The organism is Nocardia flavorosea NBRC 108225 (assembly GCF_001613385.1).
Lineage (GTDB): Bacteria > Actinomycetota > Actinomycetes > Mycobacteriales > Mycobacteriaceae > Nocardia > Nocardia flavorosea.
The window spans coordinates 143,898-164,279 of record NZ_BDCG01000023.1 but is presented as its reverse complement, the minus strand read 5'-3'; the positions used below and the strand labels follow the sequence as shown (position 1 = coordinate 164,279).

Genomic DNA, 20,382 nt, shown 5'->3' with positions numbered 1-20,382 from the left:
GGTGCCGTACCGCTGCCCGCCGGCACCGCAGCCGCGGAACTGCTACCCGGTTTTGCGGGTCATGCGCGCTTTGCGCCGGTAGGACAATTCGTCTTCGGGCCGCTCCGTGGCCTCCGCCGCGCGTTCCGCGGGAAAAGCCGCGATCGCTCCGGTGAGCTCGCGCATCGCACTGTTGACCGCGATGCCGAATACGCCTTGGCCGCCCTGCAGTAAATCGACGACCTCTTCCGGTGAGGTGCACTCGTAGACCGAGGTGCCGTCGGAGAACAGCGTGATATTCGCCAGATCCTGTACCCCGCGGCTGCGCAGATGATCGACCGCGATACGGATGTTCTGCAGCGAAATACCGGCATCGAGCAGACGTTTCACGATTTTCAGGACCAGGATGTCCTTGAAGGAATACAGCCGCTGACTACCCGATCCGGCCGCGCTGCGAATGGAGGGTTTGACCAGCCCGGTCCGCGCCCAGTAGTCCAATTGCCGGTAGGTGATACCGGCGACCTGGCACGCCGTGGGAACCCGGTATCCGACCAGGTCGTCGGGGACCGAATCGTCGGGGAACAAACCGGGTTGTATTTCGTAGCGCCGAGGCGGGCCGACTTCCGACCGCATATCCCGCATATGCTCTGCCACTGAACTACTCCCTTGCTCCGCCGATCTGTGCCCATACCCGACGGCCCGGCGTCGAATACGAGGCTACTCTTCCCATTCTCTCGGCCGCAGAGGTGCCGATCCAAACACGACGCGCGGTAACAGTCTCGACCTGTAGTTGAGGTCTAGAAAATAATCGGGAAACTCAACTGTCGGTCGCTTTGAAATCGTCCGGGGATACCGACTCGAGGAACTCCTTGAACTTTTCGACTTCGTCCTCGCGTTCGTCGGGCATCACCAGACCGGCTTCCTCGAGCACGGATTCCGCCGCATAGATCGGGCAGCCGACGCGCAACGCGATGGCCACCGAATCGGAGGGGCGCGCCGATATCCGCACCTCGTTCTCGAACACCAGATCCGCGTAGAAGGTTCCTTCTTTGAGATCCACGATATGAACCTCTTCGAGAGTGTGCCCCAGATCGGCGATCAAAATCTTGATCAGATCGTGGGTGAGCGGCCGGACCGGGGTGACCCCCTCCTGCTCGAGCACGATCGCCGTGGCCTCCGCCTGCCCTATCCAGATGGGCAGATACCGCTCGCCGCCGGCCTCCCGCAGCAGCAGGACGGGCTGGTTCTGTGGCTGCTCGACCCGGATGCCGATCACGCGCATTTCGCTCATCGCACTGCCTCCCATACTCCCCGGCCGCCCGCCCTCGCCGATGCAGGGCTCGCCGTACCACGAGTCTAGGCGAATTCCGGGCGCCGCCGCGATGGCACACGGACACCGGAATCGGTGTGTTGCCACCGGCGTCGGCGCCGGCGATCTCGCCGCAGGTCAGGCCTATACCGTCGTGGTGGCGATATAGGCACGGGCGATTCAGCCGCCCAGTGAATTGCGCACCGAGGCCTTCACGAGGCTCGCATGCAAGGTGAGCGACAGTGCGGCGAGTTCCCGCACGGTCTCCTCGGCGCGGGCGCGGGCGCCCGCATCGCGACTTTTCGCGATCGGTGCGGCGATCTGCGCGACCAGCGCGGCCTCCCGGTCCGCAGCGAGTTTGAACGCCCGCAGATGCCGGGCCTCCAAACCGAATTCGGCCATCGCCTTGGCCGTAGTGGCCAAGGTCACCGCATCGGCGTCGAAGAAACCGGCGGGGCCGGGAGTGATGAGATTCGCCCGGATCAGATCGGTGAGAAATTTCTCATCGATACCGGCCTGTTCGAGCAGATCCTCGCGCGTCACCCGGATCTCGTGATCGAATTCGAGCTCGTCGGCGGTGATCCGGCCGGGCTGAACCGCCAACCGGCGCGGCGGCCGCGGTGTCGTCGCGCCCTCGTCCGCCATATCCTGCCCCGCATCCGGACGGACGGTGCGCGCCCGCGCACGGGCCTCACGGACCCCGAGGGTCGCGGCCCCGCTGTCGATTGCCTCGAGTTGTTCCTTGATCACCTTCAGCGGCAGGTACTGATCACGCTGGGCGGTCAGCACGAACCGGAGCCGCTCGCAATCGGCCACCGAGAATCGGCGGTAACCCGAGGGGGTGCGTTCCGGGCGTATCAACCCCTCCGCTTCCAGGAAACGGATCTTGGAGATGGTGATATCCGGAAACTCGGGCCGCAGCAGATCGAGCACGGAGCCGATCGACATCCCTCCGTGCGCCCACTGCTGCGCCGCGCCTGTCATGACTTCGAGTCTTTCATGCCGAAGCGCCGATCACCCGGATCGGCGCACCGATCATCACTTGTTCACAAACTACCGGCCCCGGCGGCCGAACCGGCCTCCTGCGTCCGCGGACCGGTGAGGAACACCAGCCGGAACTTCCCGATCTGCACCTCGTCACCGTTCTGCAGTTCCGAGGAGTCCACCGGCTCCCGGTTGACGTAGGTGCCGTTCAGGCTGCCCACATCCACGACCTGGAAGGAATCCTCATCTTGCCGGAACTCGGCGTGACGGCGGCTGACGGTGACATCGTCGAGGAAGATATCGCTGTCGGGATGGCGGCCGGCCGAGGTGGTCGGCTGATCCAGCAGGAACCGCGAACCCGCGTTCGGGCCACGTTTGACCACCAGCAGCGCCGCGCCGACCGGAAGACCTTCGACACCCTGCACCGGCTGTTCGCCGGTCGGCTCGCCGGAGCGCGATGCGTCGACCTCGTTCAGGAAATCCGCGCGGAAGACCGACGTCGTCTCGGCCGCGGTCTCCCCGTAACCCGGGTCTTTGTTCTCGCTCACCGTTTCTCTCCTCCTCGAACCTCATAAACCATGCAGGCAGATGCCGCGGTGCGACGTGGCTCGGCGGCCCCGACTCCGGGCGGCACATCCGTTGGCATTGACCGTACCCTGCCGGGCCGTGCCCGTGCAGGTAGAACCGGGAAGGCTGGATCAGCCCCCGATAACTCCTTGATAACCTGCGGCATCGAGCAGTTCACCGAGCCTCGAGTCCAGTGCCGAAGCACTGTCCACCTCGAGTTCGAACAACCACCCGCCACCGTAGGGATCGGTGTTCAGCGTTTCCGGCTTCGCCTCCAGTTCCTGGTTCACCGCAACAACTTTCGCGCTCAGGGGAGCGTAGATGTCGGAAACGCTCTTGGTCGATTCGACCTCGCCGATACCGTCCCCGGCGGCAACGGCGGCACCGGTTTCGGGCAACTGAACGAACACGACGTCACCGAGTTGCGACTGCGCGTAATCGGTGATTCCCACCCGGACCCGGGTGGGCTCGATCCGACGCACCCATTCGTGTTCGGTGGTGTAGCGCAGGTCCTCCGGAGCCCCGTTCACGTGGTGTCCTTTCCTCGTGTCGTCGTGCACGATGCAGCAACTCTATGCGAGCCCGCCGGGGTTCGCCGCGCCGGTATCCCGACCCGGGCCGCCGCCGGGGCGGTCCGCGGTCCGGGGCACCCGTCGCGCGACGGCGATCGCGCGGCCGAGATACAACAGGCCGGTCCAGACATAGACCGCAGTACCCCAGATGAGCAGTGCCCCACCGAAGGCGCGCCCGAAGCCGTCGCCTACCCAGTCCATCTCTCCGGCCAGCATCCAGGGCAAAGCCGACATGAGCGCGAACGTGGCGGCCTTCCCCAGATAGATGACCTCGGGCGGGTCGAGGTCGCGGCGGCGGTACACCGGGAGCGTGAGTGTGAGCACCAGATCGCGGCCGATGAGCAGTGCTGCCACCCACCAGGGGATGAGACCGCGGGCGACGAATGCGGCGAGGGTGGTCACCAGGTAGAGCCGGTCGACGAACGGGTCCAGCAGGGCCCCCAGCCGCGACGACTGGTCGAGCAACCGGGCGAGTTTGCCGTCCAGGAAATCCGTCAGCCCGCTGAGGATCAGCAGGGTGAACGCCCAGCCGTCGGCCCGCTCCACCAGCAGCAACCAGAGGAAGACCGGAACACCGATCAACCGCAGCAGGCTCAGCACATTGGGGACGGTGAGCAGCCGATCCGACAGCACCGCCGCGAGGGCACCGCCGGATCGCCGGCCCGCGGCCGTGGTCTCGGATCCGCCGGTTCCCGAATCACTCGTCACATGCCAGTGCTTACCGCACGACCTCCACAGAGGCCAGCACGACCCCCGCGCGGGTCGCGGAGACGTAACGAGCGTCGAACACTCGGTACCCCCGGTATGAGTGAGAGAAAGATCATGTCGGGCCGGCGCGGTTCGTTCCGGATCGGCCTTCCGGTCTCACTGCCGCGCGTGAACGGCATGTCGGATGCGGCATTCGGGTGATGCTTCCGGCCACATCCAGGTTCTCGCCCGGACGCGGCGCCGGGGCTGCCGGACCGGCGGTGACCTACACCGAGCCCGGCCGAGCTGTGCTCACCGGACCGCGGCACGCCCGGCGGCGGCTCTGGACAACACCGCAGAGGCTCACCGTGACGGGGCCACGACCTGACCGAGCAGCACGGCGAGTGCGCACCGGGATCGAGACCGAGCAGCCCGCACCTGCCGGAACCACTCGATTCTGCGCCGGCACGAGCACGAACGGGTACGGCGTACCGAAACCTCGCTGTGATCCCGGCGCGGACCACGATCACCGTGGGTACGGTTACCCGGTGTCGAACAGTCGGATCCCCTTGCGCTCGTATATCCCCGCCGAGGACATGCTGGCCCGTGGCCGCGCGGTCCGCGACCGGGTGTCGCTTACCGCACGGGATCGCGCGATCCGCACCGAGGGCCGGCCGTCGATCGTCGAATTCGTCGAGGCGACCAACAAGGGCCGGCTCGAACATCTGGTCCCGTTACGGATCGGCCGGATGCTGGCGTCGCCGTTCGCGTTCTACCGGGGCGCGGCCGGTCTGATGGCCCTCGACCTGGCGGGTAGTCCGGATACCGGGTTCCACGCCCAACTCTGCGGTGACGCACATGCGGGCAACTTCGGCCTGTACGGCACCTCGCGGGGCGAAATCGTCATGGATATCAACGATTTCGACGAAACCGTACCGGGACCATGGGAATGGGACCTGGAACGGCTGGCAGCGAGTCTGGTCCTGGCCGGGCGGGTCGGCGGCGCAAACGAGGACGAATGCCGTACCGCCGCTGCCGATGCCGCGCGCAGTTACCGGCGCACCGCCGCGGCGCTGGCGCAGCGGCCGTTCCTGACCTCATGGTCGGCCCTGGCCGACGAATCGATTCTGGATCGCGTCGAAGCCGACGATCTGCTGGACAACTTCAAGAAGGCCGCCAAGAAGGCGCGTAAGAACACCAGCGAGAGAGTCGTCCGCAAATGGACACATATCGACGATCACGAAACGGGTATCGAAAGTCATCGTTTCGTCAGCGATCCGCCGATCCTGACCACCGTGGCACAGGAGGTGGAGGACGCGGCCATCGATGCACTGGAACGTTACGGGTCGAGTCTGCGCGAATCCCGGCAGGGACTGCTGGGGCGGTTCGCCGTCGCCGATATCGCGTTCCGGATCGTCGGCACCGGTAGCGTCGGTATGCACAGCTATGTCGCTCTGTTGCACGGCAATTCGGGTGAAGTACTGGTATTGCAGCTCAAACAGGCCGCGCCTTCGGCCTTGGCATCGGTACTCGGGATCGCCGCACCGAAACACGAAGGCAAGCGAATTGTCCAGGGTGCCAGGCTGGTTCAGACGGAAACCGATATCCTTCTCGGCTGGACCACCATGGCGATTCCACAGCCCGGCGGCGGCAACCGGGAACTGCCGTTCATCGTCCGCCAGTTCCGCAATCTCAAGGGCGGAATAGCGCCGGAAGAACTCGAACCGCACGATCTCGACGATTACGGCCGGCTCGCCGGTGCCCTGCTGGCGCGCGCCCACGCCCGTTCCCTCGATCCCCGGTTGATCCACGGCTACCTCGGCGAAAACGCCGACTTCGACGGAGCCGTGGCCGATTTCGCGGTGCGCTACGCCGATCGCACGGAAGCCGATCACGACGGACTCGCCGCCGCCGTTCGGGCGGGGAAACTTCCGGCGGAGGAGCCGGACCGGTAGTTTCGAGAAGTGCGCCGCGCTCGGCGCCGCAGGAGTCCCGGTTCGGACGCGAAGGGCGGTCACCATGCTCGTGCAGGTTCAGGACGGCACCGACAGTTTTGCCGAGCGGTCCCTCATCGATTGGCTCAGCGGCTGGGGCACGGTCGACAGTCCACACGGAGTGGCGATCCTCAACTGCGATCTGCGGTACGACAACGAGATCCACCACTTCGATGCCGTGGTGTGGACACCCACGAGCTGCGTTGTCATCGATGTGGCGGGCCTGCGCAGCGATCAGGGTGGCACTCTGCACGTTCCGCTCACCGGCAGGTCGACGCTCAACGGGGTTCGCGCGGACTTGGAGGCCGCCGACGACCGCTCGCTGCTGGAACGGTCCCGCGAACACACTTTCGCAATGCAGAACTGGCTGGCCGCGCGCGGGCTCGGGCAGCGCATGGTGCACGGTGTCGCGTTGATCGTGCCGTTCCAGCCTGTCCCGGTGCAGATCGATCAGAAAGTGCAAGACCCGAGTTTCGATGTGATCGTCGGCAACGATCCCGAACGACTGCGGCACTATTTCGGTGTCCTCGCCGAACGCGAATCGCACCGCTGGACCGCCAACGACGTGGCCGCCGCATTCCGCGGTCTGGGAATCCTGGCGTACCTCCCCGCACCCCAGCTACTGATCGACGAGGGTTTCCTCGGCCCGATCGATGTCACGCGGTGGCACGGCAGTCCCGCCCAGGCGGAGGCGGAGCAGTACGCCGAGGATCTGGCCGAGATGGAACGGCTCGCGGGCGCACGCCGGTTCCGCGCACCCTGGTACAGCCCGTGGCTGCTGTATCCCAGAGAGACCGGCGATATCGATTTCGGCCGGGCCGTTATGCGCGCGCTCTACGCGCTCGGAATCTTCGTCGCGGTGGCATGGGTCCTGTGGTTCGTGATCACGGCCTTCGTGACCTACGGGCCCGGCTGAGCCGCAGGAAATCGGTGAGCCGGCAGACCACAGCGGACGTATCGGCACGACCGGACCGAGCCGCCCGTACATCGCTGCGCCGAGCCGTCGCCGCACGACGGATTACCCCGTGGCCGCCCGCGATGGATATGGTCGGCTGGTGAGCACCACATCCGGCGCGCCGAACCCGTGTCCCGCGGATCGGCCTACCGGAGACGATCACCGCCCGGCCCCGACTCGCCCGGGGCCACCGGCGCACCTGCCCCCCGCCCACCGGGATCGAGCGCCGGGCCCGCACCTGGTTACCGCCTCGATACCGCAGGCCGCCGGCCCTCTCGGCACCGGAGTCGTCGCGGCGACCGCAGCGACGGTGGCGGCGGCGTTACCCTGGTCGTTCCCGCCAGGCGGCGGGCCCACCACCTTCGATCTGGCGATCGGGTCGCGTGTGGACCCACGGCTGGATCCGCGGCCCTGGGTGGCCGAGGTCCTCGCGCTGGCGACCAACACGGGAGTCGTACTCGCGCTGCTCTGCGGTAGCGCGCTGTGGTTCACCTGGCAACGCCGGTGGTGGGAGGCGGCAACCGTCGTCCTGGCGCCGGAGCTCGCGGTGGCGGTCAACACCTGGGCGCTGAAACCCTGGTGGGGGCGGCCGCTGCACGACTATCTCGCGTATCCGAGCGGCCATACCGTGCATCTCGTCTCGGTGATCACAGCATTGGTCCTGTTGCTGCGCTCCGCGCGGGCCCGGGCGGTGATCGTCGCGCTCGCCACGGCCGTCTGGTGTGCGGGCGGGGCCGGCATGATCGCGCTCGACTACCACCACGCCACCGATATCATCGGCGGGGCAGCCGCAGGGATCTCGCTGACCATCGCCCTCTACTGGGTCTCGGTGTGCCTCCGCCGCACTTTCGGGCCGCGCCCGCGCTGACCCCTATGTCGCGGCACCGCACCATCCGGTTCATCCCTGACCGCGGCGCCCAGCGCGACACCCGCGACCGTACACACCCATGACCTGCTGGGTTCAGCTGTCATACCCGGGGTACCCGCCTTCGTCTCGTACCCGGCGGCGCCGAGCTTCGCCGCTGGGTTTCCGCCGGGCGACGGGGCCACCGCTATGCGTGACCCACTGGACTGCCGGGCACGGACAACGGGATCCGGGCCCGCCGTAGTGGTCGAACCGTATGCACCGATCGGCGCAATGGCCGGCGTACATATCGGAGACGGGCCCGGCTGCCCGCACGGTCGGCGCCCCGCTATTGCCGTTCGTAGACGCTGGCGTCGTCCAGCATGGCAGCGTTCAGCATCGATTCGGGGACACCGAGTGCTTCCACCAGGGTGAGGGCCTCCGGGCGGAGGCGGTCGACCAGTTCGTTCACACCGCGCCGGATGGCCTTCGCCCGTTCGACCGAGATGAAACGGTGCATGATGAACCAGGCGGAGTTCTCCTCCAGCACGGAGTACACGTAGAGATCGCAGACGGTTTCGGCCAGCGCGCGAGCCTGCTCGTCCTCGATATCGGCGATCCCCTCGATGAACGCCTCGAGTACCAGCCGATCGATATGGGCGGACCCGGCCGCGAGGATATGGTCCTGCGCATTGTTGAATGCCTCGAAGGGCCCGGTTTCCTCGGCCCGGGCGCGCAGCCGGTGGGCGGCGGTACGGGTGAGGTAGTCCTCGCGGTCGGCGAACAACTGCAGCTGAGTGGCGCGTTTACCGAGATCGCCCTCATCGACGGTTTCACCGCTGCGGTCGCGCAGGGTCTGGATCAGCTGGCGCACGCCGGAACGTTTGCGCACCACATCACCGGCCATGGTCGCGGCGAAGCGGACCCAGCCGAGGGCGTCGAGGTCGCGCACCTCGTCGGCGTAAGCGGTGAGGATCTCCTTGGCGACCAGCTGGGTGAGCACCACATTGTCACCCTCGAAGGTGGTGAACACATCGGTATCGGCCTTCAGTGTGACCAGGCGGTTCTCGGTGAGATAGCCGGCACCGCCGCAGGCCTCCCGGCATTCCTGGATGGCGCGGGTCGCATGCCGCGTCTGCGCCACCTTCAGCCCCGCGGCCCGCTTCTCGAGGGCACGCTGCGAATGCGGGTCGATATCCTGACCGGTCTGCACCAGATGCATCCGGCGGACCAGATCGTTCTGCGCGAAGGCCAGCGCGTACGAGCGGGCCAGCAATGGGAGCAGGCGGCGCTGATGCATCCGGTAGTCCAGCAGCAGAGTTTCGCCGCCGTCGTCGGGATTGCCGAACTGACGGCGTTTCAGTGCATAGCGCAGCGCGATACTCAAGGCCACCCGGGCCCCGGCGGCCGCGGCGCCACCCACACTGACCCGGCCGCGCACCAGGGTGCCGAGAGTGGTGAAGAAACGGCGGCTGGGATTGTCGATATCGGAACTGTAGGTGCCGTCCGGGGCGACCTCGCCGTAGCGGTTGAGCAGATTCTCCCGCGGTATCCGCACCTGGTCGAAGACGATCCGGCCGTTGTCCACGCCCGCCAGGCCACCTTTGCGGCCGCAGTCGGAGGTGGTGACACCGGGCAGGTCGTTGCCTTGTTCGTCCCGGATCGGGACCAGCAGGCAGTGCACCCCGTGTTCACCCGCCGGTGTCCGCAACTGCGCGAACACCGCTGCCATCCGTGCGTGTTCGGCGGCGCCGCCGATATAGTCCTTGCGCGCCGAGGGGGTCGGGGTGTGGATCACGAACTCTTCGGTGGCCGGGTCGTAGGTGGCGGTGGTTTCCAGATTCGCGACGTCGCTGCCGTGCCCGGATTCGGTCATCGCGAAACAGCCGAGCAGGTCCAGCGTGATCAGGCGCCGGATGTACTCGGTGTGCCGTTCGGTGCCCAGGTTCTCCACGGCGCCTCCGAACAGACCCCACTGCACCCCGGATTTCACCCACAGTGAGAGATCCGCGTAGGCGAGCATCTCCAATCCGACCACGGCGGCGCCGGGCTCGCTCGTGCCGCCGTGCTCACGCCGGAACCCGCGATCGGCGAGGCCGAGTTTCGCTATCTCGCGCATCTGTTCCAGTACCCGGGCGCGGGCGGCGGGGAGGTCCAGATCGGGGTCACCGGCGAACCGCCCGTCCGCGAGCTGGGTGCGGGCTTCTTCCCGGACTTCGCTCCACGGTCCGTCCAGTGCCTGCCGTAACTGTTGTGCTGTCGCAGTGCTGCCGGTGCTCATGCCTTCGACCCTAACGGCCGTGGTGGGGCGAAGCCCGGCGACAAACCGCACACGGTCGCGGTGTCGACGGGCGTACATGGTCGCGGTGTGCGCGGGTATGCCCGCAGGACCGGGCGAGGCCGGCCGGAGTCCGTACCGCGGCCGGAGCTATGCGCCGGGCGTATCGGCGCGGAGTACGTAACGCGGCCCCGGCGGCGGCCGACGCACAGATGAGACCGCGCCGAGCTGGGCAAACGCGTCCCTTTTTCCATTTGAAACCGCAAATAAACCGGCACGTAACAAAGATCACATTCATCCGACCTATTTTCCGGTGGAAAAGAGCCCCCTTCGGCCACTACCTTCGCGGCTATGGCTGCGCAAGGATTCCTGGAAGGAGCGACCTCTCCACCACAGATCTCTCCGGACCCGTCGGGGTATGCCGAGCATCGGCGTACTCCCCTGCGTTTGCCTGTGATCACCGGTGCCATCAAGAAGCTGGTCGCCGACCGCCCCGCCACCGCCGATACGATCGTCTCCGCACCCGCTCCGCTGCAGCCGATCGATCTCACCGACGACGCCACGGTGGCCGAAGTCATGGATCTGGCCATTCGGATGGGCGAAGTGGTGCTGGCCTCCGGCTCCGCCGTTACCGATACCGAGACCACGGTGCGCTTCATCGTCGCCACCTATGGCCTGTCGGAGTGCGATGTCGAGGTCACCTACAACGCCATCCGCATCTCGGTGCATCGCGGCCGGCGGCTGCCGCCGGTCAGTTCCATGCGGGTGGTGCAGTACCGCTCGCTGGACTTCACCCGGCTCGCGGCGGTGGACCGGCTCACCCGCCGGATCCGTCGCGAGATCGTGCCGCCGCATGAGGCACGCGCGGCCCTGGACGCCATCACCTCGGCACCGCACCCGTACAAGCGGTGGACGGCAACCTTCGGCTGGTCGCTGATGGCCGCGGCAATCTCGCTGCTCCTCGGCGGCGGCGTTCTCGTCGTCGCACTGAGCTTCATCACCACCGCCCTGATCGACCGGACCAACCGCACACTCAATCGGTACGGGCTGCCGTTCTTCTTCCAGCATCTGGTGGGCGGTGCCATTGCGGCAACACCGGCGGTGGTACTCGCCGCCGTGGCCGAACCGCTGGGTATCTCGGTGAGTCCGACGCTGATCATCGCGGCCGGGATCACGGTGCTGCTGAGTGGGCTGAGCCTGGTGGGCTCGGTACAGGACGCGATCACCGGGGCCCCGATCACCGCGGGCGCGCGGATGCTCGAACTGCTGATGATGACGGGTGGAATCATCGCCGGTATCGCGATCACTCTGCGAATCGGCGAGGCGTTCGACGCGACGGTGCCCCTGGATCTCGGCCCCAGCCACGCGCTGACCAATCTGCCGGTACAGGTCCTGGCCGGAGCCACCGCGGCACTGGCCTTCTGCCTCGCCTGCTACGCGGAGAAACGGGCACTCGCCGCGGCCGCCGGCGGCGGCGCCATGGGCACCATCTGCTATCTGCTGGTGATGGCGGCCGGATTCGGTCCGGTGTTCGCCGCAGGTGCGGCGGCCGTGGTGATCGGTATGGTCGGTGGTCTGCTCGCCCGGCGGGCGCTGACGCCGCCGCTGGTCGTAGCGCTCGCCGGTATCACCCCGCTGCTGCCCGGCCTGAGCATCTACCGCGGGCTGTACGGCATGCTCAACGACGAGATCACCCGCGGCGCGGACCAGCTGCTGGCCGCGTTCGGTATCGGCTGCGCGCTGGCCGGTGGGGTGACCCTCGGCGAATGGTTCGACCGGACCGTGCGCCGCCCGCCGATCCTGCGCAAGTTCGGCGCCCTGCGGCGCCCGGTGGTCACGCGCAAACGGCTGCCGTCGGTGCATCTGGCCAAACGCCTGTACTCGGTGAACCTCGGCAAGCGGCGGGCCACCGCGTCGGGTCGCGCGCACGGTCCGGTACTGGGCGCCGCACCCGCCGCAGTGATGGCTTCACCGGATATGCCGGTGGGATTCCCGGCCGCTGGACAATTACCGCAGGCACCCCGCCCGGTCGCACCGCAGGCGCCGCGGGTCACCGCTCCGCAACCGCCGGTGCCGTCCGGGCGTGGGCGGGCCACGGTCTCCGGAGTGGATCACCACGTCTGGACCCGCGACCTGGATCCGGCGCCGTTGAGTTCGGCCGTATCGGCGCAGCCGCCGGCCGGGCCCGATACCGCGGGCACGGCCGCGGCGCCGGAGATGCGTGAGATGCCGGTGCTGCCCGCCGATCTGCTGGCCCTGCCCACCGCGGCACTGGGCATGGCCGAGGATATGCTGCCCACCGCGGCGATACCGTTCTCGCCGCCCGAGCCCGTCGGCGTCGGCGCCGCGGCCGAGCCGGTGGGTGTGGGTGCCGGCGAATCAGGCCCGGTCCCGACCGAGCCGCTACCGGCGTCCCGGCGTTCCGACGCCGGCTGACGGACATCCCCACAGGTGGTGTGCGCCCGGTATCGTCGGGTTGCCGGCTGTCGGTGGCGTGGTGACCTGCCACGCCACCGGCGGCCGCGTGATGGTGCGGCGATCGGCCGCCCTGTTCGCAGGAAGGGTTTGATGTATGCCGGAGACCACCGAAACCGCCGACCCGGCCGCCCCCTTCTCCACGCGCATCCGGGAGGCCACCGCGCGCGAACACGAGGAAGCGGAGAATTCGACCTTCATCACCGAGATGCTCGCCGGAGTACTCGGCATCGAGTCCTACTGCCGCTACACCGCGCAGCTCTGGTTCATCTACCAGGCGCTGGAGGAGCACACCGACGCCCTCGCCGCCGACCCGGTGGCGGGCCCGTTCATCAAACCGGAACTCGCGCGTACGGCGGAGCTGGAACGCGATCTGGCGCATCTGGCCGGGCCGGGCTGGCGCGCACAGCTGAACCCGCTACCCGCCACCGCCACCTACGCCGCGCGGATCGAGGAATGCGCCCGCACCTGGCCGGGTGGCTATATCGCGCACCACTACACGCGGTATCTGGGCGACCTGTCCGGCGGGCAGGTGATCCGCGGGCATGCCGAAAAGCTCTGGGATCTGCCGCATCGCGGGGATGGCGTGCGCTTCTACGTTTTCGACGGCATCGGTAATCCGGCGGCGTTCAAACGGGAATACCGCGCCCTGCTCGACCGTATCGGCGCCGACGAACTCGAACAGCGCCGCATTCTGGACGAGGGTAAGCAGGCCTTCGTGTTGAATCGCGCGGTGTTCACCGAACTGGCCGGCGAATTCGCAGCCGGGCGACCCGGCTGAACCCCGGCCGGGCATGCCGCGGGTCTGATAAGTTTCCCGCCGGTAACTACCGTGAGCGAAGGGTGAACCGTGTCCGAAACCTCCCCCGGTGACCGGGTATCCGGCGAATATCCCGTGATCGTCGTCGGCGCCGGACTGGCCGGTCTCGTCGCCACCTACGAACTGACCAGGGCCGGGCATCGCGTTCTCGTCGTCGACCAGGAGAACCGCAACAACCTGGGCGGGCAGGCCTTCTGGTCGCTCGGCGGGCTGTTCTTCGTCGACAGCCCCGAACAGCGGCGGCTCGGTATCCACGACTCCTACGAACTCGCACTGCAGGACTGGCTGGGTTCGGCCGGTTTCGACCGGGACGAGGAGGACCACTGGGCCCGGCAGTGGGCGCAGGCCTACGTGCAGTTCGCGGCCACCGAGAAACGCGACTACCTCTACGACCTCGGTCTGCGGGTCACGCCGCTGGTCGGCTGGGCCGAACGTGGCGGAGCCCTCGCCGACGGACACGGCAATTCGGTGCCGCGGTTCCATATCTCCTGGGGTACGGGTCCCGGAGTTCTCGAGGTCTTCCTGAACCCCGTCCTGGAAGCGGAACGCAACGGGCTGGTGCGGTTCGCGTTCCGGCATCAGGTCGACGACCTGCTCGTCGAGGACGGTGCGGTCGCCGGGGTCCGCGGCAGTGTGCTGGAACCCACGGAGTTGCCCCGTGGCGTCGCCACCTCGCGCACGGTGGTGGACGATTTCGAATTCCGGGCCGGCGCGGTCGTGGTCACCACCGGCGGTATCGGTCACAATCACGACCTGATCCGGCGCAACTGGCCGGTCGACCGGCTGGGCCCCGCGCCCCGGACCATGATCTCCGGGGTGCCCGCGCATGTGGACGGCCGGATGCTCGGTATCGCCGAATCCGCCGGCGCCGCCCTGGTGAACCGGGACCGAATGTGGCACTACACCGAGGGCATCAACAACTGGGACCCGATCTGGCCCGACCATGCGATCCGTATCATCCCCGGCCCGTCGTCGCTGTGGTTCGACGCGAACGGTAAACGGCTGCCGGCGCCGTGTTTCCCCGGTTTCGATACCAACACCACGATGAAGGCCATTCTGTCGACCGGTCACGACTATTCGTGGTTCGTGCTGACCCAGGCGATCATCGAGAAGGAGTTCGCGCTCTCGGGATCGGAGCAGAACCCCGATATCACCAGCAAAGACCGGCTCACCACCGTTCGCAGCAGGTTCACCAAGGGCGCGCCTGCCCCCGTGGAGGCATTCAAGGAACACGGCGCCGATTTCGTGGTCGCCGGTACTCTCCGCGAACTGGTGGACGGTATGAACGCGATCGCCCGCGGCCCGCAGCTCGACTTTGCGGATATGGAACGCCAGATCGTCGCACGCGACCGCGAGATCACCAACAAGTTCACCAAGGACGCCCAGGTGGCCGCGATCCACAACGCGCGAACCTATTTCGGCGACAAAACCGCGCGCGTCGCGAAACCGCACCGGATCCTGGACCCGGCGGCGGGGCCACTCATCGCGGTCCGGCTCAATGTCCTCACCCGCAAAACCCTCGGCGGTCTCCAGACCGATCTGGACTCCCGGGTGATGCGTTCCGACGGCACTCCCTTCCCCGGGCTGTACGCCGCGGGTGAGGTCGCCGGATTCGGCGGCGGCGGCGTGCACGGTTACAACGCGCTCGAAGGGACCTTCCTCGGCGGATGCATCTTCTCCGGCCGGGCCGCGGGACGCGCACTGGCGCGGTCCCTGACACCGCCCTGACCCCGTCCGGTCACCTCGACGGCTCCGGCCTCATTCACGGGAGAGCAACCGGCCCGCTTCGGCCGCCAGCGCACTCAGCTGCCGGGCCTGCAGACCGGTGTCAACGGCCGGGCGGCCGGAACCGATCCGGGTGGCAAGCGACAACGCCGCCACCGCCACTCCCCGGCGCCGGACGGGTACCGCTACGCAGCCGATTCCGGTGACCGCTTCCTCGTGGTCCACCGCGACCCCCTGGCGGCTGCGGATCCGGGCCAATTCCCGGTGCAGTTCCAGCCGGTCACCGATCGTGCGTGCGGTGAGCCGGGGAAGCTGTTCGCGCAGCGATGTTTCCACGACACCGGGATCCAGGCCCGCCAGCAGCGCTTTACCGAGTGCAGTGCTGTGCGCCGGGAGCCTGCCGCCGACCCGGGTGGGGACCGTGGCGCTGTTGCGGCCACCGGTTTTGTCCAGATACACCACGTCGCGGCCGTCCAGCACGCCGAGATGACCCACCGACGCGGTTCGCTGACACAGTTCGTGCAGCAGCGGACCGATCACTGCCCGCAGTTCGTTGTGCCCGGCGGCCAGTCCACCCAGTTCCAGGGTGCGCAGGCCCAAGCGGTAGCCGCCGGGCGAATGCGCGAGCCAGCGCAACCGGATCATCTGGTCCAGGATGCGATGCACCGTGGACCGGGGCAGACCGGTGCGCTCCACCAGATCTTGCAGTGTGAGCACCGGTGTGGCGGGCGCGAATGCGTCCAGGATCGATGTCATCCGCTCGATCATCGATACCGGTGGAGCCGGCCGGACCGGCTGTTGCCCGCCCTGCCACGACCCGCCCGGTTCCGGGTCGGCCAGTACCTCGACCGTCAAGACTTACCTCCATCGTGCAGCCGGGCCAGCTTATGCGTAGCGAACCGGACGCTATCGACGATGCCCCGTTCCAGCGGTGTGCAAACCCTCACAACATCATTCCGGCATGAAAGGCGCATTGAACACGCTGCACAGCCACCGGCCGTCGACCAGTTCCATCACGGTGGACACCGAAGGTTCCCGTGATGTCTCGGCGGCGCCGGGTTCGGCATCAAGGGTGGTCAGTTGCACCTGGACCTCGGCGCGGGTGCCGCCGGCGCTCATCGTCGCCGTGCATGTGGCCTCCTGGACCCGGGACCGTTCCGGGTCGGCGGAGATGAGGACCCGGGCCATCGGCAGGACGGTTTCGGCCTGGCTTTTCCATTGTCCGGTGGCCCCGGCCTGCACTTGTTGTTCCCAGCCCGCCGGGTCCGCGTAGTCGTATGTGCCGACCAGCGTCGTATACGCACAGGCGGCCTGTTCGGCGGCGGCTTCCGCATCCGCGGGCGGTGCCGGTGGGCCGGCGGAGTCCGCGGTGCCGGTGCGCGATATCCCGGTGAGCCAGGCGGCTGTACCGAATATCGCCGGCGCGAGCGCGGCGGCGAGCGCCGTCGCTATCCGCCGGCGGCCGCGACTCGGCCGGCCGGGAGGCGGCGCGGACTGCGCGATCGGTGGCACGGGCGGGGTGGCCGGCATGGTGACCGCAGGTTCGGTGAGTGCCCGGCGGGCGGCCAGCGCCAGTTCCCCGCAGCTCGGGAACCGCTCGTACGGATTCTTCGCCATGGCCTTGGCGATCACCCCGTCGAATCCGCGGGGCACTCGCGGGTCTGCCGCCGACGGCCGCGGCACCGGGGCATTGAGGTGGGCGTTGATCAATGCGCCGGTGGTGGCCGCCGGATACGGTAACCGGCCGGTCAGCAGGTAGTACAGCGTGCAGCCCAGCGAGTACACATCCGCGCGGCGGTCGATATCGGGTCGCATCTCGAAGTATTCGGGCGCGGCGTAGTGAAAACTCGCGTACAGCTCCCCGGTGCGGGTGAGCCCGTCGGAACGGTCGACTGCTTTGGCGATACCGAAATCGGAGAGGTACACCCGCTGGTGCTCGCCCCAGGCCAGCAGGATGTTCGCGGGTTTCACGTCGCGGTGCAGGACCCCGGCGGTATGCGCGTGGTCGAGGGCGCGCGCGGTTTCCTCGATGATCCGTACCGTGTGGTCGGGGCGGACGGGCCCGTCCCGCAGGACCGCCGCAACATCGGTGCCCTCGATGTACTGCATCGCCATCCAGAGGCGGTTCTGTTCTTCCCCGCGGGCGTACACGGCGACGATATTCGGGTGGGCGAACCGCGCCACGGTATCGGTCTCGCGCAGGAACCGGGCCCGGACCTCCTGCTCGTCCCCGGTCATCGGGTTCAGCAGTTTCAGGGCGACCGGACGCGGTAGGTCGCGGTCGCGGGCCAGATAGACCTGGCCCATACCGCCCGTTCCGAGCAGCCGTTCGATGCGGTAACCGGCGAATACCGCGCCTGGTTCGAGTGCGCCGTTCACGCCGGCCGCAGACCGGGCCAGCCGTAGGACTGCGGCCCGGGGGCGGGCCCGGCTCGGCCGGTCGCGGGTTCCGCGGGCACTGTCGTCTCGCGGGCAGGCTGTCCGTGTTCGCGCCGGAAGGTCTCCATATCCATCCACCGGATCTGCTGGACCAGTTCCTCGAGCTGGTCGGCGGGCAGGAATCCGGCCTTGGAGTAGACCAGCATGCCCTCGCGGAAGGCCATGATCCACGGGTAGCGGTCGACCTGCCCCGCCGCTGCCAGCGCGGGTTCGGCCTCGGCCTCGACCGTGGCGTGCACGATATCGCGATGAGTTTCGGAGGAGGCCTCGTAGACCGGCGCGAACCGGGTGCACCAACCACACCAGGTCGCCCAGAAATCCACCAGCACAATGTGGTTGGTGGCCACGACCGTCTGGAAACTCTGCTGGGTCAGTGGCGTCGTCGGCATCTGTAGTCCTCCCGGCGGCCCGAGCCGACCGCCCCGCGTGCGTATCACCCCGTCCGGAAATCCTCCCACGGACGGGCACCGGCCGCCCAGCGAAAAATGGACGGCCGGACAGCCGTTGCCGGGAGCCTACGTGGCCCGAGCAGCGCGGGGACGGCCGGTGCGCGGGCACGGAAGAGTGCCCCGCCCGGCCGCGGCCCCCGACCCGAACGATAACGTGTTCTCATGAGCGACGACGAGGCCGGGAACGCACTCCCCAGCGCGGAGCATCACGAAGGCGGATTCCGGCCGATGTCGGAGCTGATGAATCAGGTCCGATCGGTGGACACCAGCCGCGGCGGACCCCACTACGGCGATTTCGTCGAACAGGTCCGGACGCTCATGGACCGCGCACGGCTGGCGGTACCGCCCGACGATCTGGTGCAGGAAGCGGCCGGCATCCTGGAGAAACTCAACGACCGGCTCGGCACCCACGTCCATGAGGAATGGGACGCACCCGGCTGGACTCGGTTCGATCTGCCGTCTCGCGGCAATGTGACTCTGCCGCCCTACCGGGTGGATCGCGCGAAACCGGACGGCGTCGAGGCCCGGATCACCTATCGCACTTTCCACCTGGGCGGGAACGCGGCGGCGCACGGCGGATACGTCTCGCTGGGCTTCGACGATCTGATGGGACTGGCCGGTTCGCTGTACTCCGGGTCGGTCACCCGGACCGCCTCGCTCACCGTCGACTACCGGGCGATCACACCGCTGAACAAAGAACTACAGCTGCGTGCCTGGGGCGAACGCCAGGAGGGCCGCAAGGTGTGGATCAAGGCCACCCTGCACGACGGAGACCTGCTCTGCGCCGAAGCCCACGGCTTGTTCATCGTGCTGAAACCCGGCCAGCCCTGAAACTCGAGCGCTCGAGAGGGCGACCGCCACACCTTCTCGGCCAGGTTTCCCCCGGAGACGCTCTCAGGCAGCGGCCTGAAGACGAGCACGTGCCATCTCGGGAGGAAGGCCGTGGCGCAGAGTTCGGTTCGACAAATCCCAGTACGACGCCGACTGCGACGGCCCCTACCGGAAGGCACAGGTCCGTGACCGAATATCTGGTGGCGGAGCGGTAACTTCCGCTGCCGACCGGTGCACGAAGCCGTACCGGACGCCGGGCAGTGAGCGCGGTACGGCTCCCACTGCCCGGGCACTCGGTCAATTACGGCTACCACCCGGATAGTGCTCGGCCAGGTAGGGGGCGAACGCTTCATCGACCTGATCGGCGGTGAGACCGAAATCGGCCAGTGAGTACTTGTGGGCGGGTCGTGCGGCGCCCGAGGTGGATTCGCTGTGCAGGCCGGCCATCTGCGTACGAGCCGCTTCGGTGAATTCGATCCCGAAGTGGTCGTAGATCCGCTCGACGGTGGCGATCGGATCGGTGACGAAATCCTCGTAGTACACATCGACGAACTGCGCGGCGGGATGTTTCGCGCGATCGGCGAGGAAGGTCCGGGCGCCGCGGGACCACAGCTCCAGTTGCGCCTCCCCCACCACCGGACCGCGGAACTTCTCCGACCAGCCATCCGTGGCCTGCTCGTTCAAGCTGCACACCGACGCCACGATGGTGCGCGGCTGCCGATGCATCTGGATGATCAGTGCGTCGGGGTATACGGCGAGCAGGGCGTCGAGCGCGAACAGGTGGCTCGGGTTCTTCAGCACCCACCGGCGATCCGGATCGTTGAGCCCGATCAGCTGCAGATTGCGGCGGTGGCGCTCATAGGCGGGGATCCAGTCCTGGTCGCGTAGCCATTCGGAGTAGCGCGGCAGGTAGGCGAGGCATTCGTAGGAGATCGACATCGCCGATTGCCGCAGCAGCTGCCAGCACTCCTCCACCTGGTCGGCCGAGATATGGTGCACACCCATGAATTCCGGATGCTCCACGTGGTGTTTCTCGTAGGCTGCCTGGAGCCGCTGGAATACCGGGTTCTGTTCCCACGTCTCCCGCGGCGGTCGCGGCTGCGGCATCTCGGTCAGCCACATCTCCAGGCCCTGATGGCCGGGATCGACGGTGAGCAGGCGGTGCACGGCGGTCGTGCCCGAACGCGGTAACCCGGTGACGAAGATCGGGCGCTCGACGGATACCTCGGCATGCTGCGGATACTGTTTCCAGCCGGCTTCGCTCAACGCCCGGGCGATGAGCGCGCCGCGCAGGAACGCCCGGTTGACCTTGTTGCCGAACGGGGTGAGTTCGGCATCGCGTTCGAACGATTCCAGCAGCACCGACAGTCCGGTGCGGTAGTCGTCGGCACCGAAATCGTCCAGGCCGATCACTTTGGTGGCGGAGGCGTGCAGATCGTCGATCGTACCGACGTCTTCCCTGCCGATCATTTCT

18 protein-coding genes are annotated in these 20,382 nt (G+C 67.7%); 7 read left to right on the top strand and 11 right to left on the bottom strand.

Features of this window, described 5'->3' with window-relative positions; genetic code table 11:
* Positions 1–42 precede the first annotated feature (42 nt).
* The 6 genes from NFL01S_RS30060 to NFL01S_RS30035 form a co-directional block, all read right to left on the bottom strand.
* A complete protein-coding gene (locus NFL01S_RS30060) occupies positions 43–621 on the bottom strand; it encodes a MerR family transcriptional regulator (protein WP_062979682.1) in 579 nt (192 codons plus the stop codon).
* A 175-nt stretch (positions 622–796) separates the two neighbouring features.
* Entirely contained in the window at positions 797–1,270 is a 474-nt protein-coding gene (locus NFL01S_RS30055; RefSeq protein ID WP_062979740.1) for a bifunctional nuclease family protein, read from the bottom strand.
* 198 nt (positions 1,271–1,468) lie between these two features.
* Positions 1,469–2,272 (bottom strand): transcriptional regulator FtsR, encoded by an 804-nt coding sequence (ftsR, locus tag NFL01S_RS30050; protein WP_062979681.1) that lies wholly within the window; start codon positions 2,270–2,272, stop codon positions 1,469–1,471.
* A gap of 62 nt (positions 2,273–2,334) precedes the next feature.
* Positions 2,335–2,820, bottom strand: a complete 486-nt coding sequence (gene odhI / locus NFL01S_RS30045; protein WP_030520553.1) for an oxoglutarate dehydrogenase inhibitor Odhl — start codon at positions 2,818–2,820, stop codon at positions 2,335–2,337.
* Positions 2,821–2,970: 150 nt separating this feature from the next.
* Positions 2,971–3,369 (bottom strand): glycine cleavage system protein GcvH, encoded by a 399-nt coding sequence (gene gcvH, locus NFL01S_RS30040; protein WP_062979680.1) that lies wholly within the window; start codon positions 3,367–3,369, stop codon positions 2,971–2,973.
* Positions 3,370–3,411: 42 nt separating this feature from the next.
* Positions 3,412–4,044, bottom strand: coding sequence for a CDP-alcohol phosphatidyltransferase family protein (locus NFL01S_RS30035; protein ID WP_062979739.1), 633 nt, complete (start codon positions 4,042–4,044; stop codon positions 3,412–3,414).
* 650 nt (positions 4,045–4,694) lie between these two features.
* Here NFL01S_RS30035 and NFL01S_RS30030 point away from each other — a divergent pair.
* From NFL01S_RS30030 to NFL01S_RS30020, 3 genes are all read left to right on the top strand, one after another.
* Positions 4,695–6,053: a DUF2252 domain-containing protein gene (locus NFL01S_RS30030; RefSeq protein WP_174555736.1), complete on the top strand. Its 1,359-nt coding sequence runs from the start codon at positions 4,695–4,697 to the stop codon at positions 6,051–6,053.
* Positions 6,054–6,117: 64 nt separating this feature from the next.
* Positions 6,118–7,008: a hypothetical protein gene (locus NFL01S_RS30025; protein ID WP_062979679.1), complete on the top strand. Its 891-nt coding sequence runs from the start codon at positions 6,118–6,120 to the stop codon at positions 7,006–7,008.
* Between the two features lie 139 nt (positions 7,009–7,147).
* Positions 7,148–7,915 (top strand): phosphatase PAP2 family protein, encoded by a 768-nt coding sequence (locus tag NFL01S_RS30020; RefSeq protein WP_245670953.1) that lies wholly within the window; start codon positions 7,148–7,150, stop codon positions 7,913–7,915.
* A gap of 325 nt (positions 7,916–8,240) precedes the next feature.
* On the opposite strand, the gene NFL01S_RS30015 is transcribed toward NFL01S_RS30020, so the two are convergent.
* A complete protein-coding gene (locus tag NFL01S_RS30015; RefSeq protein WP_062979678.1) occupies positions 8,241–10,172 on the bottom strand; it encodes an acyl-CoA dehydrogenase family protein in 1,932 nt (643 codons plus the stop codon).
* Positions 10,173–10,520: 348 nt separating this feature from the next.
* Between NFL01S_RS30015 and NFL01S_RS30010 the strand changes: the two genes are divergently transcribed.
* From NFL01S_RS30010 to NFL01S_RS30000, 3 genes are all read left to right on the top strand, one after another.
* A complete protein-coding gene (locus tag NFL01S_RS30010) occupies positions 10,521–12,605 on the top strand; it encodes a threonine/serine exporter family protein (RefSeq protein ID WP_084493375.1) in 2,085 nt (694 codons plus the stop codon).
* A gap of 136 nt (positions 12,606–12,741) precedes the next feature.
* The gene (locus NFL01S_RS30005) at positions 12,742–13,425 is read left to right on the top strand and encodes a biliverdin-producing heme oxygenase (RefSeq protein WP_062979677.1); all 684 of its coding nucleotides are present in this window, start codon (positions 12,742–12,744) and stop codon (positions 13,423–13,425) included.
* Positions 13,426–13,494: 69 nt separating this feature from the next.
* Complete coding sequence (locus NFL01S_RS30000) at positions 13,495–15,192, top strand: FAD-binding dehydrogenase (protein ID WP_084493374.1); 1,698 nt, start codon at positions 13,495–13,497, stop codon at positions 15,190–15,192.
* Between the two features lie 30 nt (positions 15,193–15,222).
* On the opposite strand, the gene NFL01S_RS29995 is transcribed toward NFL01S_RS30000, so the two are convergent.
* The 3 genes from NFL01S_RS29995 to NFL01S_RS29985 all read right to left on the bottom strand — a co-directional run bounded on the left by NFL01S_RS29995 (position 15,223) and on the right by NFL01S_RS29985 (position 18,017).
* Positions 15,223–16,044 (bottom strand): IclR family transcriptional regulator, encoded by an 822-nt coding sequence (locus NFL01S_RS29995; protein WP_062979676.1) that lies wholly within the window; start codon positions 16,042–16,044, stop codon positions 15,223–15,225.
* A 96-nt stretch (positions 16,045–16,140) separates the two neighbouring features.
* Positions 16,141–17,568: a serine/threonine-protein kinase gene (locus tag NFL01S_RS29990; RefSeq protein ID WP_062979675.1), complete on the bottom strand. Its 1,428-nt coding sequence runs from the start codon at positions 17,566–17,568 to the stop codon at positions 16,141–16,143.
* Positions 17,565–18,017, bottom strand: a complete 453-nt coding sequence (locus NFL01S_RS29985) for a thioredoxin family protein (protein ID WP_062979674.1) — start codon at positions 18,015–18,017, stop codon at positions 17,565–17,567. The genes NFL01S_RS29990 and NFL01S_RS29985 overlap by 4 nt, the downstream gene beginning before the upstream one ends.
* Positions 18,018–18,239: 222 nt before the next feature.
* Between NFL01S_RS29985 and NFL01S_RS29980 the strand changes: the two genes are divergently transcribed.
* On the top strand, positions 18,240–18,908 hold the full coding sequence (locus tag NFL01S_RS29980) for a PaaI family thioesterase (protein WP_062979673.1): 669 nt from the start codon (positions 18,240–18,242) through the stop codon (positions 18,906–18,908).
* 297 nt (positions 18,909–19,205) lie between these two features.
* On the opposite strand, the gene NFL01S_RS29975 is transcribed toward NFL01S_RS29980, so the two are convergent.
* Positions 19,206–20,378 carry a sulfotransferase family protein gene (locus NFL01S_RS29975; RefSeq protein WP_062979672.1) on the bottom strand — a complete coding sequence of 391 codons (1,173 nt, stop codon included), beginning with the start codon at positions 20,376–20,378 and terminating at the stop codon, positions 19,206–19,208.
* Positions 20,379–20,382 lie beyond the last annotated feature (4 nt).

Coding starts and splice junctions, on each gene's coding strand:
- NFL01S_RS29985 (WP_062979674.1), bottom strand. CDS start 18,017: ATGCCGACGACGCCACTGACCCAGCAGAGTTTCCAGACGGTCGTGGCC.
- NFL01S_RS30015 (WP_062979678.1), bottom strand. CDS start 10,172: ATGAGCACCGGCAGCACTGCGACAGCACAACAGTTACGGCAGGCACTG.
- NFL01S_RS30005 (WP_062979677.1), top strand. CDS start 12,742: ATGCCGGAGACCACCGAAACCGCCGACCCGGCCGCCCCCTTCTCCACG.
- NFL01S_RS29975 (WP_062979672.1), bottom strand. CDS start 20,378: ATGATCGGCAGGGAAGACGTCGGTACGATCGACGATCTGCACGCCTCC.
- NFL01S_RS29980 (WP_062979673.1), top strand. CDS start 18,240: ATGAGCGACGACGAGGCCGGGAACGCACTCCCCAGCGCGGAGCATCAC.
- NFL01S_RS30025 (WP_062979679.1), top strand. CDS start 6,118: ATGCTCGTGCAGGTTCAGGACGGCACCGACAGTTTTGCCGAGCGGTCC.
- NFL01S_RS30055 (WP_062979740.1), bottom strand. CDS start 1,270: ATGAGCGAAATGCGCGTGATCGGCATCCGGGTCGAGCAGCCACAGAAC.
- NFL01S_RS30060 (WP_062979682.1), bottom strand. CDS start 621: ATGCGGGATATGCGGTCGGAAGTCGGCCCGCCTCGGCGCTACGAAATA.
- ftsR (WP_062979681.1), bottom strand. CDS start 2,272: ATGACAGGCGCGGCGCAGCAGTGGGCGCACGGAGGGATGTCGATCGGC.
- NFL01S_RS30010 (WP_084493375.1), top strand. CDS start 10,521: ATGGCTGCGCAAGGATTCCTGGAAGGAGCGACCTCTCCACCACAGATC.
- NFL01S_RS30030 (WP_174555736.1), top strand. CDS start 4,695: ATGCTGGCCCGTGGCCGCGCGGTCCGCGACCGGGTGTCGCTTACCGCA.